Genomic DNA, 16,392 nt, shown 5'->3' with positions numbered 1-16,392 from the left:
GCAGCACGTCGCCGGCCACGCCGGCCGTGCCCGCCGCGTCCTCCGCCGCTCCGGAGGTCTCCGGCGCGTCCCCCGCCCCGTACGTCACTTCGCGGCCCGCTCCTCCGCCAGCCCGGCCCGGCGCAGCACCACGGCCTGCCGGACGTAGTCCAGACCGGTGACCACGGTCAGCACGACGGCGATCCCCATCACCCAGAACCGCATGGTCGCCAGCGGCCCGGTCAGGGCGAGCACGTACATGCCCACGGCGGTGCCCTGGGCCAGGGTCTTGAGCTTGCCGCCCCGGCTGGCCGGAATCACTCCGTACCGGATCACCCAGAAGCGCATCAGCGTGATCCCGAGCTCACGCCCGAGGATAACCCCCGTCACCCACCAGGGCAGGTCGCCGAGCCAGGACAGACACACCAGAGCCGACCCCATGATCGCCTTGTCGGCGATGGGGTCGGCGATCTTCCCGAAGTCCGTGACCAGGTTGTACGTCCGGGCCAGATGCCCGTCGAAGATGTCCGTGATCATGGCGACGGCGAAGGCCGCCCAGGCCAGCGCCCGCCAGACGGGGTCGTAGCCCCCGTCGGCGAGCAGCAGCAGGACGAATCCCGGCACGAGCACGAGCCGGATCATCGTCAGGATGTTGGCGATGTTCCAGAGGCTGGCCTGACTGACGGCCGCAGTCCCGAGCTTCGCGCCGGGCGTGGGCCGGCGGCCGGTCCCGCCCGCCGCCGATGCCGGGACTCCGGTCATCCGGCCTCCTCCTCAAGCTCCAGGTCCAGAGGCTCCGCCACCAGGTCCACACCCAGCGTTCCGACCACCTTGGCCGTGACGATACGCCCCGGCACCAGACCCGAGCCGTCCGTGAAGACCACCTGGCCGTCCGTCTCGGGCGCCTGGTGGGCGGCGCGCCCGTAGGCGCCCTCGCCTTCCTCGGCCTCGTCCAGCGGCACGACCGTCTCGACGAGCACCTCCAGGGTCTCCCCGATCCGCTCCTCCGCGCGCTGGGAGGTGAGCTCCTCGGCGAGGCGCTGCATGTGCGCGAGGCGCTCGGCGATGGTGTCCGCGTCCAGCTTGTTCTCGTAGCCGACGGCCTCGGTGCCGTCCTCGTCGGAGTAGCCGAAGACGCCGATGGCGTCGAGGCGGGCGTGGGTGAGGAAACGCTCCAGCTCGGCGAAGTCCGACTCGGTCTCGCCGGGGAAACCGACGATGAAGTTGGACCGGACGCCGGCCTGCGGGGCCTTGCTGCGGATGGTGTCCAGCAGCTCCAGGAAGCGGTCGGTGTCACCGAAACGGCGCATGGCGCGCAGCACGTCGGGGGCCGAGTGCTGGAAGGACAGGTCGAAGTACGGCACGACCTTGGGGGTCGAGGTGAGCACGTCGATCAGTCCGGGCCGCATCTCGGCGGGCTGGAGGTAGCTGACGCGGACGCGCTCGATGCCGTCCACCTCGGCCAGCTCGGGCAGCAGGGTCTCCAGCAGGCGGATGTCGCCGAGGTCCTTGCCGTACGAGGTGTTGTTCTCGGAGACCAGCATGATCTCCTTGACGCCCTGCTCCGCGAGCCAGCGCGTCTCGCCCAGCACGTCGCTGGGGCGGCGGGAGATGAAGGAGCCCCGGAAGGACGGGATGGCGCAGAAGGAGCAGCGCCGGTCGCAGCCGGAGGCCAGCTTGACCGAGGCGACCGGGCTCTTGTCGAGGCGGCGGCGCAGCGGGGCGCGCGGACCGGAGGCGGGCGCGAGGCCCTCGGGGAGGTCCGCCGGGGCGGCCTCGGGCTCCTGGGCGTGTCCGGGCAGGGCCACCGCGGTGTCCTGGCGTTCCGCCGGGCTGATCGGCAGCAGCTTGCGCCGGTCGCGCGGGGTGTGGGAGGCGTGGATGCCACCGTTGAGGATCGTCTGGAGGCGGTCGGAGATGTCGGCGTAGTCGTCGAAGCCGAGGACCCCGTCGGCCTCGGGGAGCGCTTCGGCGAGCTCCTTGCCGTAGCGCTCGGCCATACAGCCGACGGCGACGACGGCCTGGGTCTTGCCGTGATCCTTGAGATCGTTGGCTTCCAGCAGGGCGTCTACGGAGTCCTTCTTGGCGGCTTCGACGAAGCCACAGGTGTTGACGACGGCTACGTCCGCGTCTGCGGCGTCCTCGACGAGCTCCCAGCCATCCGCCGCCAAGCGGCCTGCGAGCTCCTCCGAGTCCACCTCGTTACGGGCGCAGCCAAGAGTGACAAGGGCGACGGTACGGCGTTCGGGCATGGACTCAAGACTACTTCGTCCGGACGCGGGTCCCCGCCCAAGTCCCCCCAGAACAAGATCCCCGGGGCCGGCGGCAGGTGCCGCGCGGGATCCCGGGGATCTGGAACTTTCTATTCCGTGCTGGTCAGCCCGCCTGGGCCTGGCCCTGGCGCGGGTCGTCCTTGGTGTACGTGAGACGTTCCACCTGACCGGCCTGGAAGCGCTCCTTGATCTCCTTGCCGTTCACGAACAGCTTGACGACCCCTGCGTCGCCGAGCACGAGGTCCACGGACTCCTTGTCCGTGAAGGTCTTCGACTCGCCCTGCGCGAGGGTTCCGTCGAAGAGCAGCCGGCCGCTGTGGTCCTTCGCGGAGATCCAGCTCTCGCCGGTGTCGGCCGTCAGGACGACGGTGACGAGGTCCTTGGGGGCCGCGGCGATGGCACTGTCGGAGGGCTCCGGCTTGGGCGCCGACGGGGTCTGCTGGGGCTGGGCGGCCGGCTTGCCCGCGGGCTGCTTGGGTGCGGGCTTGGGGGCGGCGGAACCTTCCGCCACCGGCCGCTTGGACTGACCGTCGCCGCCGCCGCTGAAGGCGGTGAAGCCGACGAAGCCGATCACGGCGACGATGGCGGCGACCATGGCGGCGGTCCAGTTGGGCCGCTGCCGTTCGGGGCGGATCCGCTCGGCTTCGAACATCGGCGCGGCGGGGGTGGGTGCCGGCCGGCCGCCGTGGGCCGCGTCGTAGCTCTCGACCAGGGGTGCCGGATCGATGTGCACGGCGCGGGCGAGCGTACGGATGTGGCCGCGGGCGTAGACGTCGCCGCCGCACCGCGTGAAGTCGTCCTCTTCGATCGCGTGCACGATCGGGATGCGCACGCGGGTGGTGGAACTGACCTCGTCGACTGTCAGCCCGGCGGCGATCCGGGCCTTCTTGAGGGCCGTCCCGATGGACGGTCCTTCGACGGAAGGTTCGACGATGCGGTCCTCGGACCGGCCGTCGGTCGAAGGACGCTCTTCTTCGGGGGAGTTGGAGTTGCCGATGGACACGAGTGCGCCTTTCGAGCGTGTAGCCACCTGCTGGCTTCCCAGTCTAGGGGGGTGACGAAAGGGTGGGGCAACCGGAGGGGTGTACTCCCTACGCCATCCGAATGGCTTCGGGAACACCCGCCGCTGCCTCCCTCAACTTGACGCACGCCCGGGGGAAACGGTTGCCCGCCGATCCCATACGGTCGGGTGAGCCGGACGGACCCCCGTTCTAGGGGGCGTCCTGGCCACGGATCACCGCGAGGATCGCGTCGAGTTCGTCGGGTTTGACCAGGACGTCACGCGCCTTGGAGCCCTCGCTCGCACCGACCACGCCCCGGGACTCCATGAGGTCCATGAGCCGGCCGGCCTTGGCGAAGCCCACGCGCAGTTTGCGCTGGAGCATGGAAGTGGAACCGAACTGGGTGGAGACCACCAGCTCCGCCGCCTGGCACAACAGGTCGAGGTCGTCGCCGATCTCCTCGTCGATCTCCTTCTTCTGCTTCTGCCCCACGGTCACGTCGTCCCGGAAGACGGGCGCCATCTGGTCCTTGCAGTGCTGCACGATCCCGGCGATCTCGTCCTCGGTGACGAAGGCGCCCTGGAGGCGGACCGGCTTGTTCGCCCCCATCGGCAGGAACAGGCCGTCGCCCTTGCCGATCAGCTTCTCGGCACCCGGCTGGTCCAGGATGACCCGGCTGTCGGCGAGCGAGGAGGTGGCGAACGCGAGCCGCGAGGGCACGTTCGCCTTGATCAGGCCGGTGACCACGTCCACCGAGGGCCGCTGGGTGGCGAGCACCAGGTGGATGCCGGCCGCGCGGGCGAGCTGGGTGATGCGCACGATCGAGTCCTCGACGTCGCGCGGGGCCACCATCATCAGGTCGGCGAGCTCGTCGACGATCACCAGCAGGTACGGGTACGGGCTCAGCTCCCGCTCGCTGCCCGGCGGCAGCTTGATCTTGCCCTCCCGGATCGCCCGGTTGAAGTCGTCGATGTGCCGGTAGCCGAAGGCCGCCAGGTCGTCGTAGCGCAGGTCCATCTCGCGCACCACCCACTGGAGGGCCTCGGCGGCCCGCTTGGGGTTGGTGATGATCGGCGTGATCAGGTGCGGGATGCCCTCGTACGCGGTGAGCTCGACGCGCTTGGGGTCGACGAGCACCATCCGCACGTCCTCCGGCGTCGCCCGCACCATGATCGAGGTGATCAGGCAGTTGATGCAGGAGGACTTGCCGGAGCCGGTGGCACCGGCGACCAGCACGTGCGGCATCTTCGCGAGGTTGGCCATGACGTAGCCGCCCTCGACGTCCTTGCCGAGCGCGACCAGCATCGGGTGGTCGTCCTCGGCGGCGTCGGCCAGGCGCAGCACGTCGCCGAGGTTGACCATCTCCCGGTCGGTGTTCGGGATCTCGATGCCGACCGCCGACTTGCCGGGGATCGGGCTGATGATCCGCACGTCCGGCGAGGCCACGGCGTAGGCGATGTTCTTCGCCAGCGCCGTGATCCGCTCGACCTTCACGGCGGCGCCGAGCGTCACCTCGTAGCGGGTGACCGTCGGGCCCCGGGTGAACCCGGTGACCTGCGCGTCGACCTTGAACTCGGTGAAGACGTTCGTCAGCGAGGCGACGACCGAATCGTTGGCGGCGCTGCGGGTCTTGCCGGGCCCGCCCTTCTCCAGCAGGTCCAGCGAGGGCAGCGCGTACGTGATGTCCCCGCGCAACTGGAGCTGTTCGGCGCGGGGCGGCAGCGGCTGGGACTCCGGCGGGGCCTTCGTCAGGTCGGGCACCGACAGGGTCCCGGAGGCCGCGGCGGTGCGCTCGTGCGGCGCGTCCGCCCCGGCCGGGACGACGGGCACGACAGGGGCGGAGGCGGCGGCGGAGGCCGCGGGCCGCTCCTCGCGGGCGGGCGGCACCGGAGCGGTGACCTCGACGCCCTCGCGCTCCACGGAGATCCCCTGGGTGAGGTCGGCGACCAGCGGCGACGGGGGCAGACCTCCGTAGACCACCCCGTCCAGCGCGGCGGCGGCCGCCGCGGCCACGTCGACCGCGTCCATCTCCCGCCCGCCGGGCCGCGCGGCGGTGCGCCGCGGCCTGCGCCGCCGGGCCAGCGCCGCCGCCTCGGCGGCGTCGGCGGGATCGTCCGGACCACCGGGTCCGTCGGGGCCCGCTGCAGCCCCGGTGCGGGCCCGCCACTGCTCGGCGTCGTGGCGGTCCCGGCGCCCCGCGGCCTCCCGCTCGGCGTACCGCTCGTCGTACTCGTTGGGCGCGATGATCCCGAGCCGGATCCCGAGCGCGCGCAGCCGCTGCGGGATCGCGTTGACCGGGGTCGCGGTGACCACGAGCAGCCCGAACACGGTGAGCAGCACCAGCATCGGCACGGCCAGCGGCGCGCCCATGGTGAAGATCAGCGGCTTGGAGGCACCCCAGCCGATCAGCCCGCCCGCGTTCTGCATCGCGGTGGTGCCCTCGTCGCGGCCCGGCGCCCCGCAGGCGATGTGGACCAGTCCGAGGACACCGATGACCAGGGCGGTCAGGCCCACGCCGATGCGGCCGTTGGCGTCGGACTGCTCGGGGTGGCGGATGAACCGCACCGCCATGACGCCCAGCAGGATCGGCACGAGCAGGTCGAGGCGCCCGAAGGCGCCGGTGACCAGCATCGTGACCAGGTCCCCGACGGGCCCGCTCAGGTTCGACCAGGTCCCGGCGGCGACGATCAGGGCCAGGGCCAGCAACAGCAGCGCGACCCCGTCCTTGCGGTGCGCGGGGTCGAGGTTCTTCGCGCCGCGGCCGAGCCCGCGCAGGACCGCGCCGATGGCGTGCGCGAGACCGAGCCAGCAGGCGCGCACCAGCCGCAGCACGCCCCCCGTGGGGGACGCCGCCGGTTTGGCGGCGGCCTTCTTGACCGGGGGCCGCTTGGCCGCCGCGGCCTTCTTCGCCGGAGGCTTGCGGGCGGGAGCCGCCTTCTTCGCCGGCGCCGTCGTACGGCCGGTGCGGCCCTTCGCGGTGCCCGCGGTGCTCTGGGAACCCTTGCCGGACGTACTTGAGGCCATGGGCCCGAGATTACCGGTGCGCACGCCGGTGGACACGCGTGCCCACCCCTTCACCCGTTCGTGTCGCCCCGTCGGTAGGCGCTTTGACGCACCGGCACACCTGACACCCGGCCAGGCACCATTACGGAAGCACCGCTTCCGGACCTTGGGCCCGTCGGCGGCACGACCCCGAGCGTCCCGCCGTCCGTCAGCCCTGGGCGGGCAGCATCGGCGCCCCGCCGCCGGCGCCCGGCTCCAGGGCGTCCAGGGCCCGGCGCAGCCCGGTCAGCTTGCGCTCCAGGTGCGCGGCGGTCGCCACGACCCCGGCATCGGCCTCGTCCTCGCCGAGCTGCTTGGTCAGGGCCTCGGCCTGCTCCTCGACCGCGGCGAGCCGCGCGGAGAGCTCGGCCAGCAGCCCGGCGGTCTCCTTGCTGCCGTCGCCGTTGTGGGAGCCGCCGCCCTCCAGCTGCAGGCGCAGCAGGGCGGCCTGCTCCCGCAGTTGGCAGTTCTTGGTGTAGAGCTCGACGAAGACCGAGACCTTGGCGCGCAGCACCCACGGGTCGAACGGCTTCGAGATGTAGTCCACCGCGCCCGCCGCGTAACCGCGGAAGGTGTGGTGCGGACCGTGATTGATCGCGGTGAGGAAGATGATCGGGATGTCCCGGGTCCGCTCGCGCCGCTTGATGTGCGCGGCCGTTTCGAATCCGTCCATGCCCGGCATCTGGACATCCAGCAGGATGACCGCGAAATCGTCCGTCAGCAGCGCTTTGAGCGCTTCCTCCCCCGACGACGCCCGGACCAGTGTCTGATCGAGCGCGGAGAGGATGGCCTCCAGCGCCAGCAGATTCTCCGGCCTGTCGTCGACCAGGAGGATCTTGGCCTTCTGCACCATGCCCTGTCCTCCTCGCCCCGGCATGGGGCCTCCCCGGCTCCTGGCTCCGGCATGCGCGCCGGGCCCCGCCCCAGAGGACGGCATCCTTGCGCCGTCCGTCCTTGTGCCGGTCATCGTAGCCCCAGTCCCGAGATCGCCACACCCTGTCACCAAGATGTCACTGTGCACGAAGCGGAAACGTGAGGGGAGGGCAGAAGGTTCCCCCCGTGCCCTCCGGTCACCGCCCGCCCGCCGATCAGTCTCCGCGCATGTGCTGCTCCATCACCGACAGGAGGTAATCGGGTTCGACCGGCTTGGTGACGTAGTCGGAAGCCCCGGAGTCGATGGCCTTCTCCCGGTCCCCCTTCATCGCCTTCGCCGTGAGCGCGATGATCGGCAGGCCCGCGAACTGCGGCATGCGCCGGATCGCGGACGTCGTCGCGTACCCGTCCATCTCCGGCATCATGATGTCCATCAGGACCAGCGACACGTCGTCGTGCTGCTCCAGGACCTCGATGCCCTCCCGCCCGTTCTCTGCGTAGAGCACCGCGAGCCCGTGCTGCTCCAGCACGCTCGTCAGGGCGAAGACGTTGCGCACGTCGTCGTCGACGATGAGCACCCGCTCCCCGTGGAAGTCGTACGTCCGCGGCGGCGCCGCGGACGGCTCCTCGCTCTCCCAGCCCTCCCCGTACGGCTGCCCCGGCACCTCGGTGCGCGGCATCGCCTCGGTCAGCTGCTTGCGGCGCCGCCGGAAGAGCGCCGACGAGCCCTGCCCGGCGGGTTCGGCCGCCGGGAGCGCCTGGCGCACCGGCGCCTGCGCGAGGGGTGCGGGCACCGGCGGGGTCGGCCGGGGCGCGGGACGCGCCTCGTCGGCCGCCCTGCGGTACTCCCCGCGGGCTCCGCCGGGCGTGGGCGGCGCGTACCCCTGCGGCGGCAGTTCGCTCGGGTGCAGCGGCAGGTACAGCGTGAACGTGGATCCGCGGCCCGGCTCGCTGGCCGCGTGGATCTCCCCGCCCAGCAGCCGGGCGATCTCCCGGCTGATCGACAGGCCGAGGCCCGTGCCGCCGTACTTCCTGCTCGTGGTCCCGTCGGCCTGCTTGAACGCCTCGAAGATCACCAGCATCTTGCTCGCCGCGATCCCGATCCCGGTGTCGGTCACCGAGAAGGCGATCAGGTCGGCGTCCGCCTCGCGCAGCGAGCCGGCCTCCAGCAGCTGCTCCCGGATCGCCGCCGGCACATCGCCGCCCGCGGGCCGGATCACCAGCTCCACCGCCCCGTTGTCGGTGAACTTCACCGCGTTCGACAGGAGGTTGCGCAGCACCTGGAGCAGTCGCTGCTCGTCGGTGTGCAGGGTGGCGGGCAGCTCCGGGGAGACCCGCACCGAGAAGTCGAGCCCCTTCTCCGCCGTCAGCGGCCGGAAGGTGGCCTCGACGTAGTCGACGAGCTGCACCAGCGCGATCCGGGTCGGCGAGACGTCCATCTTGCCCGCCTCGACCTTCGACAGGTCGAGGATGTCGTTGATCAGCTGGAGCAGGTCCGAGCCCGCGCCGTGGATGGTCTCGGCGAACTCCACCTGCTTCGGCGACAGGTTCCCGTCGGCGTTGTCGGCGAGCAGCTTGGCCAGGATCAGCAGCGAGTTGAGCGGGGTCCGCAGCTCGTGCGACATGTTCGCCAGGAACTCGCTCTTGTACCGCATGGAGACCGCGAGCTGCTCGGCGCGCTCCTCCAGGACCTGCCGGGCCTCCTCGATCTCGGTGTTCTTCACCTCGATGTCCCGGTTCTGCTGGGCCAGCAGCTCGGCCTTCTCCTCCAGCTCCGCGTTGGCCGCCTGCAACGCCTTCTGGCGGTTCTCCAGCTCGTCCGAGCGCTCGCGCAGTTGCTCGGTCATCTCCTGCGACTGCTTGAGGAGCATCTCCGTCTTGGAGTTGACGGAGATGGTGTTGACGCTCGTACCGATCATCTCGGCGATCTGGCTGAGGAAGTCCTTCTGGATCTGCGTGAACGGCGTGAAGGACGCCAGCTCGATCACGCCGAGCACCTTCCCCTCGAAGAGCACCGGCAGCACGATCACGTGCGCGGGCGGGGCCTCCCCGAGCCCCGAGGAGATCTTCAGGTAGCCGGGCGGGGTGTTCTCGACCAGGATCGTCCGCTTCTCCTCGGCGACCGTGCCGATCAGCCCCTCGCCGGGCCGGAAGGAGATGGGCATCTGACCGCCCGCGTACGCGTAACTCCCGCGCATCCGCAGTTCGTACGAGCCCTCCCCGGGCCCGTCCGTCCCGATCTCGGTGCTCCCGCCGGTGGGCAGCGCCAGGAAGAACGCGCCGTGCTGCGCGGAGACCACCGGGGTCAGTTCGCTCATGATCAGCGAGGCCACGTCGTCCAGCTCCCGCCGCCCCTGCATCAGCGCGGAGATCCGGGCGAGGTTGCCCTTGAGCCAGTCCTGCTCCTTGTTGGCCAGGGTGGTGTCGCGCAGGTTCACGATCATCGTGTTGATGTTGTCCTGGAGGACCTGGATCTCGCCCGCCGCGTCCACGTCGACCTTCAGACTCAGGTCGCCGCGGGTCACCGCGGTGGCCACGGCCGCGATGGCGCGCACCTGCCGGGTGAGGTTCCCGGCCATCTCGTTCACGGACTCGGTGAGGTCCCGCCAGGTGCCGTCCACGTCACGGACGCGGGCCTGGCCGCCGAGGATGCCCTCGGTGCCCACCTCGCGCGCCACCCGGGTCACCTGGTCGGCGAAGGAGGACAGCTGGTCGACCATCGTGTTGATGGTCGTCTTGAGCTCCAGGATCTCGCCGCGCGCGTCGATGTCGATCTTCTTGGTCATGTCGCCCTTGGCGATGGCCGTCGTGACCATGGCGATCTGCCGGACCTGGCCGGTCAGGTTGGAGGCCATGAAGTTCACCGAGTCGGTGAGGTCCTTCCACGTGCCGGAGACCCCGGGGACGTGCGCCTGACCGCCCAGGCGGCCCTCCGTACCCACCTCGCGGGCCACGCGCGTGACCTCGTCCGCGAAGGACGACAGGGTCTTGACCATCGTGTTCACCGTGTCGGCGAGCTGCGCGACCTCGCCGCGCGCCTCGACGGTGACCTTCTTCGTCAGATCGCCGTTCGCCACCGCCGCCGAGACCTGTGCGATCCCGCGCACCTGGGCGGTGAGGTTGCCGGCCATCGTGTTGACGTTGTCGCTGAGGTCCTTCCAGATGCCCGTGACCCCGCGCACCCGCGCCTGACCGCCGAGGATGCCCTCGGTGCCCACCTCACGGGCCACCCGGGTCACCTGCTCCGCGAAGGAGGACAGCTGGTCCACCATCGTGTTCACGGTGGTGACCAGTTCGAGGATCTCGCCCTTGGCGTCGACCGTGATCTTCTTCGACAGGTCGCCCATGGCGACCGCCGTGGTCACCTCGGCGATGTTGCGCACCTGCGAGGTCAGGTTGTTCGCCATGAAGTTGACGGACTGGGTCAGGTCCTTCCAGGTTCCCGAGACCCCCTTGACCTCGGCCTGACCGCCCAGGATGCCCTCGGTGCCCACCTCACGCGCCACCCGGGTCACCTGCTCCGCGAAGTTGGAGAGCTGGTCGACCATCGTGTTGAGGGTGTTCTTCAGCTCCAGGATCTCGCCCCGGGCGTCCACGTCGATCTTCTGCGACAGGTCACCGCGCGCCACCGCCGTGGCGACCTGCGCGATGTTGCGCACCTGCGAGGTCAGGTTCCCGGCCATGCCGTTCACCGAGTCCGTCAGATCGCGCCAGACCCCGGCCACGCCCGGGACCTGCGCCTGGCCGCCGAGCCGGCCCTCCGTACCCACGTCCCGGGCCACCCGGGTCACCTGCTCCGCGAAGGCGGAGAGCTGGTCGACCATCGTGTTGATGGTGTTCTTCAGCTCCAGGATCTCGCCCCGGGCGTCCACGTCGATCTTCTGCGACAGGTCACCGCGCGCCACCGCCGTCGTGACCTGGGCGATCTGACGCACCTGGGACGTCAGGTTCCCGGCCATGAAGTTGACCGAGTCGGTCAGCTCCTTCCAGGTGCCGGACACCCCCTCGACCCGCGCCTGCCCGCCGAGCCGGCCCTCCGTACCCACGTCCCGGGCCATCCGCGTGACCTGGTCGGCGAAGGAGGACAGCTGGTCCACCATCGTGTTGACGGTGTTCTTCAGCTGGAGCATCTCGCCGGAGACGTCGACGGTGACCTTCTGCGACAGGTCGCCGTTGGCCACCGCCGTCGTCACCTGCGCGATGTTGCGGACCTGGCCGGTCAGGTTGCGGAAGGCGGTGTTCACCGAGTCGGTGAGGTCCTTCCACGTACCCGCGGCCCCCGGCACCTGCGCCTGGCCGCCGAGCTCGCCCTCGACGCCCACCTCACGGGCCACCCGGGTCACTTCGGCACCGAAGGACTGGAGCTGGTCCACCATCGTGTTGACGGTGTTCTTCAGCTCCAGCATCTCGCCGGCCACATCGACGGTGACCTTCTGCGACAGGTCGCCGTTGGCCACCGCCGTCGTCACCTGCGCGATGTCGCGCACCTGTGTGGTGAGGTTGCGGAAGACCGTGTTCACCGAGTCGGTGAGGTCCTTCCACGTACCCGCGGCCCCCGGCACCTGCGCCTGGCCGCCGAGCAGACCCTTGGCCCCGACCTCGCTGGCCACACGCGTGACCTCGTCCGCGAAGGTCCGTAGGGTTTCGGTCATCTGGTTGATCGTTTCGGCCAGCTGCGCCACTTCTCCGCGCGCGCTGACCCGCACCTTCTGCGACAGGTCGCCGTTCGCGACGGCCGTCGTCACCTGTGCGATGCCCCGCACCTGGGCCGTCAGGTTGCCCGCCATCGTGTTGACGGAGTCGGTCAGGTCCTTCCACACGCCCGCGACCCCGGGCACCTTGGCCTGACCGCCCAGTTCGCCCTCCGTACCCACCTCGCGGGCGACGCGCGTCACCTCGGAGGAGAAGGAGGACAGCTGGTCCACCATGGTGTTCACGGTGTTCTTCAGCTGGAGCATCTCGCCGGCCACGTGCACCGTGACCTTGCGCGACAGATCGCCCTTGGCCACCGCCGTCGTGACGAGGGCGATGTCACGCACCTGGGCGGTGAGCCGGTACGCCATCGTGTTGACGGAATCGGTCAGGTCCTTCCAAGAACCGGACATTCCGCGCACCTGGGCCTGACCGCCGAGTTTGCCCTCGGTGCCCACCTCCAGCGCCACCCGCGTCACCTCGTCGGTGAACGCCGACAGCTGGTCGACCAGGTTGTTGACCGTCCGGCCGACCTTGAGGAACTCCCCGCGCAACGGATGCCCGACCCCCTCCGGGGTCTGCGTCCGCAGGTCCATCCGCTGGTCCAGGTCGCCCTCGGCCACCGCCGACAGGACCCTCCCCACCTCGGACACCGGCCGGGCGAGATCGTCCACGAGCTGGTTGGAGGCGTCGATCGCGGCCGCCCAGGAGCCCTCGCAGGCACCCGTCTCCAGCCGCTCGCTCAGCTTCCCCTCGCGCCCCACCATCCGCCGGACCCGGGACAACTCCCCGGTCAGGTGGAGGTTACGGTCGGCGACCTCGTTGTAGACGGCGGCGATCTCCGCCATCTCGCCCTCGCCGGACACCGTCAGCCGCTTGCGGAAGTTCCCGTCCCGCATCGACACCAGGGCCGTGAGCAGCCGGTTCAGCGCGGCGGTATCGACTTCCGTCGTGCCGCCCCGCCGGGACCGTCCGCCCTTCGGGCGCGTTCCCGTACGCCGCACCGCTGCGCCAGACTCCACCGTGTCCCTCCCGAAAGGGTCGACCACTGTTCCACCGGACATCCGACTACCCACGACCGGCACTCCAAGACTGCCCAGTGTTTCACCCCGGCCCAACCAGGCCATAACACTCCGGCACCATCGCACACCGGCCGCACCCCGCGGGTGGAATCCCCCACGACGGCCTCCTCACGACCGCGAAGGTAAGTAACCTGGCTTCCGATGTCCCACCGCGTCGAAGGAGACTTGTGATCACGGCACGGGCGGCTGCCAGTTTCGACCCACAGGGGCGCTCGGTCGCCGCCGCCCGCGCGTTCGTCCGCGACACGCTCCAGGGCTGGGGCTTCGCGGACATCGTCGACGACGCCGTGGTGCTGACCAGCGAGCTCGTCACCAACGCCGTGGTCCACGCCGGCACCCGGGCCGAGGTCCTGTGCCTGCGTTCCGGGGACGGCGTACGCGTCGAGGTCGCCGACCGCTATCCGGAGCGTGAGCTCCCGCTCCAGCCCCCCGACCGGCGCCCGTACGCCGATCCCGACCGCGAGAGCGGCCGCGGCCTGATGCTCTGCGCCGCCCTCGCCACCCGCTGGGGCGTCGAATACACCACCACCCACAAACACGTGTGGTTCCGCCTCGACCTCCCGGACCGGCCGGTCGGTACCCGCTCCGCGGGCCCCGTCGTCCCCGACCAGATGCTGCCCCTGGCCGACAGCCGGGTCCGCGTGGCCGTGATCCAGATCGACTCCGCCGACGCCGTGTCCGCCTGGAACGAGGACGCCGAGCACATCTTCGGCCACCCCGCCGAGAAGGCCCTGGGCCGCCCGCTCGCCGAGCTCGCCGCCTGGCCCCAGACCCCCGGCACCGGCACCGGCGTCGCCGAGGCCCTGCGCCTGTCCCGCTGGGAGGGCAGCTACGGCATCCGCGGCGCCGACGGCCGCGTCATCCCCGTCTACGCCTCCCACCTGCGCGTCCGCGACGCCCACGGCGAACCCTCCATCGTCTGCCTCCTCGTCCACGACGACGAGCGCGCCCTGCTCCAGACCCCCGCCCGGGTACCCGCCTCCGACAGCGGCCAGCTCACCGAGCCGCGCCCCGCGGACCCCTTCGAGCTGTTCATCGGCTCCCCCGCCCCCGACGATCTGGAGGGCCTGCTCCAGCGCACCGTCGAACGGGCCCGCGACATGCTCGACGCCGACGCCGCCTTCCTCCTCCTGGCCACCGACGACGAGACGGAACTGGAAGTCCGCGCCACCACCGGACTGCCCTCCACCCGCCAGCGCTTCGCCCGCGTCCCCGTCGAGGCCGGCGCCAGCCGCTACGGCTCGGCCCGGATGCCCGCCGTCCACGACGACCTCGCCGCCGTGCCCGGAGCCGTCCCGCTCCTGGAGTCCACCGGCATGCGCTCCGTGGTCACCGTCCCCCTCAAGGTCGAAGGGCGGCTCACCGGCTCCCTCGGCGTGGCCGCCGAGAACCCCGGCCGCTACACGAACGAAGAGGCCCTGCGCCTCCAGTTCGCCGCCGACCGCCTCGCCCTCGCCGTCGAGTCCGCCCGGCTCGGCGAGCTGGAACGGCTGCGCCGGGGCTCCCTCTCCTTCCTCGTCGAGGCCTCCGACCTGCTCGCCGGCACCCTCGACCGGGATCAGACCCTGGCCCTGATGGCCCAGATGACCCTCCCCACCCTGGCCACCTGGTGCGCCGTCTACACCATCGCCGACCAGACCTCCGACCCCTTCCTCGCCTACGTACTGCACGAGGACGAGGAACGCATCGACGGCCTCAAGGCCCTGCTCTCCCGGGTCAGCCCGCCCGACCCGGTCCGCGAGGCCGGCGCCCGGCCCTGGGCGGAGGCCGCCCTCGCGGTCGGCGGCGAGACGGTGGTACTGCCCCTCCTCGCCCGCAACCGCGTCATCGGCCTGCTCACCCTCGGCAAGCCCAGCGAGGAGCACTTCCGCCAGGAGATCCTCGAACTCGCCGACGACCTTTCGCGCCGCGCCGCCCTGGCCCTCGACAACGCCCGCCTCTACTCCGAGCGCACCGCCATCAGCCGCTCCCTCCAGCGCAGCCTCCTGCCGCCCGGCTCCCCCGCGATCCCCGGCATGGAGGTCGAGGTCATCTACCGCGCCGCCGGCGAGGGCAACGAGGTGGGCGGCGACTTCTACGACGTCTTCCCGATCCGCGACGGCGTGTACGGCTTCGCCATCGGCGACGTCTGCGGGACGGGCCCCGAGGCCGCCGCCGTCACCGGCCTGGCCCGCCACGCCCTGCGCCTGCTCGCCCGCGAGGGCCTGGGCGGCCCGGCGGTCCTGGAACGCCTCAACGCGGCCATCCTGGACGAGGGCGCGCGCAGCCGCTTCCTCACCCTCCTCTACGGGGAACTGCACCCGCGGCCCGACGGCGGAGCCCTGATGAAGGTCGTCTGCGCGGGCCACCCGCTCCCGCTGCGCCTGCGCCCGGACGGCGAGGTCACCCCGGCCGCCGAACCGCAGCCGCTCCTCGGTGTCATCGAGGACCTCGACCTCTACGAACAGACCCTGACCCTCGACCCGGGCGACGTCCTGCTCTGCGTCACCGACGGGGTGACGGAGCGCCGCGAGGGCGCCCGCATGCTCGGCGACGACGGCCTCGCCGACGTCCTCACCACCTGCACCGGCCTCACCGCCGGCGCGGTGGCCTCCCGCATCCTGCGGGCGGTGGAGCGCTTCGCTGCGGAACCGGCGTCGGACGACATGGCCATCCTGGCCTTCCGGGTCCCCCACCAGCGCGAGGGCGACTGACCGTCCCGGTCTCAGACGTAGTCGGCGGTGGTCCGGACGACCCCGAACCGGGGGAAGATCCGGTCCACCGCGAACGCGTGCTCGTCCACCGCGAACCCGGACATGGCGTCCTCGACGAACTCGACGTCGTAGCCGTGGTCGGAGGCGGCCCGGGCCGTGGACTCCACCCCCATGGAGGTGACGAGCCCGGCGACGACGACCGTGTCCACGCCCCGCTCCCGTAGCCACTCGTCCAGGCCGGTCCCGTGGAAAGCCCCCACGGTGCGCTTGACGATCTCCATGTCCCCCGGCTGGCGGAGCCCGTCCACGAACCCGCTCCCCGGAGGCTGCTCCGCGACGCCCGGCCGCTCCACCCGCACCACGGCCACCGGCAGCCCCTTGGCCCGGAACGCCTCACCCAGTCGCCGGCAGCGCTCCTCGACCTCCGTCCCGGTGTGGGGTGCCAACGGAAGCGCGACGATGCGCGGCATCAGGTCGACGAGGATCAGGGCGGTCGTCATGCGGCCATTATTCTCCGGGCGCCGGCCCGGCCGGAGGCACAACGCAAAAAAGGCCCCCGCCAGATGGCGGGGGCCTTTTTCATTGGAGCCCTTTAACGGAATCGAACCGTTGACCTTCTCCTTACCATGGAGACGCTCTACCGACTGAGCTAAAAGGGCGGGTTGTTCGGCGGCGTCCTACTCTCCCACAGGGTCCCCCCTGCAGTACCATCGGCGCTGAAAGGCTTAGCTTCCGGGTTCGGAATGTAACCGGGCGT

8 protein-coding genes, 1 tRNA gene and 1 rRNA gene are annotated in these 16,392 nt (G+C 71.1%); 1 reads left to right on the top strand and 9 read right to left on the bottom strand.

All coding sequences use genetic code 11. The features are described from left to right. Nucleotides 1–84: 84 nt before the first annotated feature. The 6 genes from pgsA to ACZ5D2_RS37290 form a co-directional block, all read right to left on the bottom strand. On the bottom strand, nt 85–741 hold the full coding sequence (gene pgsA / locus ACZ5D2_RS37315) for a CDP-diacylglycerol--glycerol-3-phosphate 3-phosphatidyltransferase (RefSeq protein WP_371676390.1): 657 nt from the start codon (nt 739–741) through the stop codon (nt 85–87). Continuing rightward, entirely contained in the window at nt 738–2,231 is a 1,494-nt protein-coding gene (gene rimO, locus ACZ5D2_RS37310) for a 30S ribosomal protein S12 methylthiotransferase RimO (RefSeq protein WP_371676391.1), read from the bottom strand. The genes pgsA and rimO overlap by 4 nt, the downstream gene beginning before the upstream one ends. A gap of 124 nt (nt 2,232–2,355) precedes the next feature. Continuing rightward, complete coding sequence (locus ACZ5D2_RS37305; RefSeq protein ID WP_468935755.1) at nt 2,356–3,255, bottom strand: helix-turn-helix domain-containing protein; 900 nt, start codon at nt 3,253–3,255, stop codon at nt 2,356–2,358. A gap of 208 nt (nt 3,256–3,463) precedes the next feature. Then, the gene (locus ACZ5D2_RS37300) at nt 3,464–6,277 is read right to left on the bottom strand and encodes an FtsK/SpoIIIE family DNA translocase (protein WP_468935752.1); all 2,814 of its coding nucleotides are present in this window, start codon (nt 6,275–6,277) and stop codon (nt 3,464–3,466) included. Nucleotides 6,278–6,464: 187 nt separating this feature from the next. Further along, nucleotides 6,465–7,148 (bottom strand): response regulator, encoded by a 684-nt coding sequence (locus ACZ5D2_RS37295; protein WP_468935749.1) that lies wholly within the window; start codon nt 7,146–7,148, stop codon nt 6,465–6,467. 235 nt (nt 7,149–7,383) lie between these two features. Beyond that, nucleotides 7,384–12,882: a HAMP domain-containing protein gene (locus ACZ5D2_RS37290; protein WP_371676395.1), complete on the bottom strand. Its 5,499-nt coding sequence runs from the start codon at nt 12,880–12,882 to the stop codon at nt 7,384–7,386. Between the two features lie 191 nt (nt 12,883–13,073). Here ACZ5D2_RS37290 and ACZ5D2_RS37285 point away from each other — a divergent pair, with 191 nt between their 5' ends. Next, entirely contained in the window at nt 13,074–15,635 is a 2,562-nt protein-coding gene (locus ACZ5D2_RS37285; protein WP_468935790.1) for a SpoIIE family protein phosphatase, read from the top strand. A gap of 11 nt (nt 15,636–15,646) precedes the next feature. On the opposite strand, the gene ACZ5D2_RS37280 is transcribed toward ACZ5D2_RS37285, so the two are convergent. The 3 genes from ACZ5D2_RS37280 to rrf form a co-directional block, all read right to left on the bottom strand. Then, entirely contained in the window at nt 15,647–16,135 is a 489-nt protein-coding gene (locus tag ACZ5D2_RS37280; RefSeq protein ID WP_371676396.1) for an isochorismatase family protein, read from the bottom strand. A gap of 83 nt (nt 16,136–16,218) precedes the next feature. After that, nucleotides 16,219–16,294, bottom strand: a tRNA-Thr gene (locus tag ACZ5D2_RS37275). 5 nt (nt 16,295–16,299) lie between these two features. Further along, nucleotides 16,300–16,392, bottom strand: a 5S ribosomal RNA gene (gene rrf / locus ACZ5D2_RS37270); the annotation flags it as partial.

Source organism: Streptomyces sp. NPDC031479 (assembly GCF_055581065.1).
This window is presented reverse-complemented; position numbering and strand designations above follow the sequence as displayed.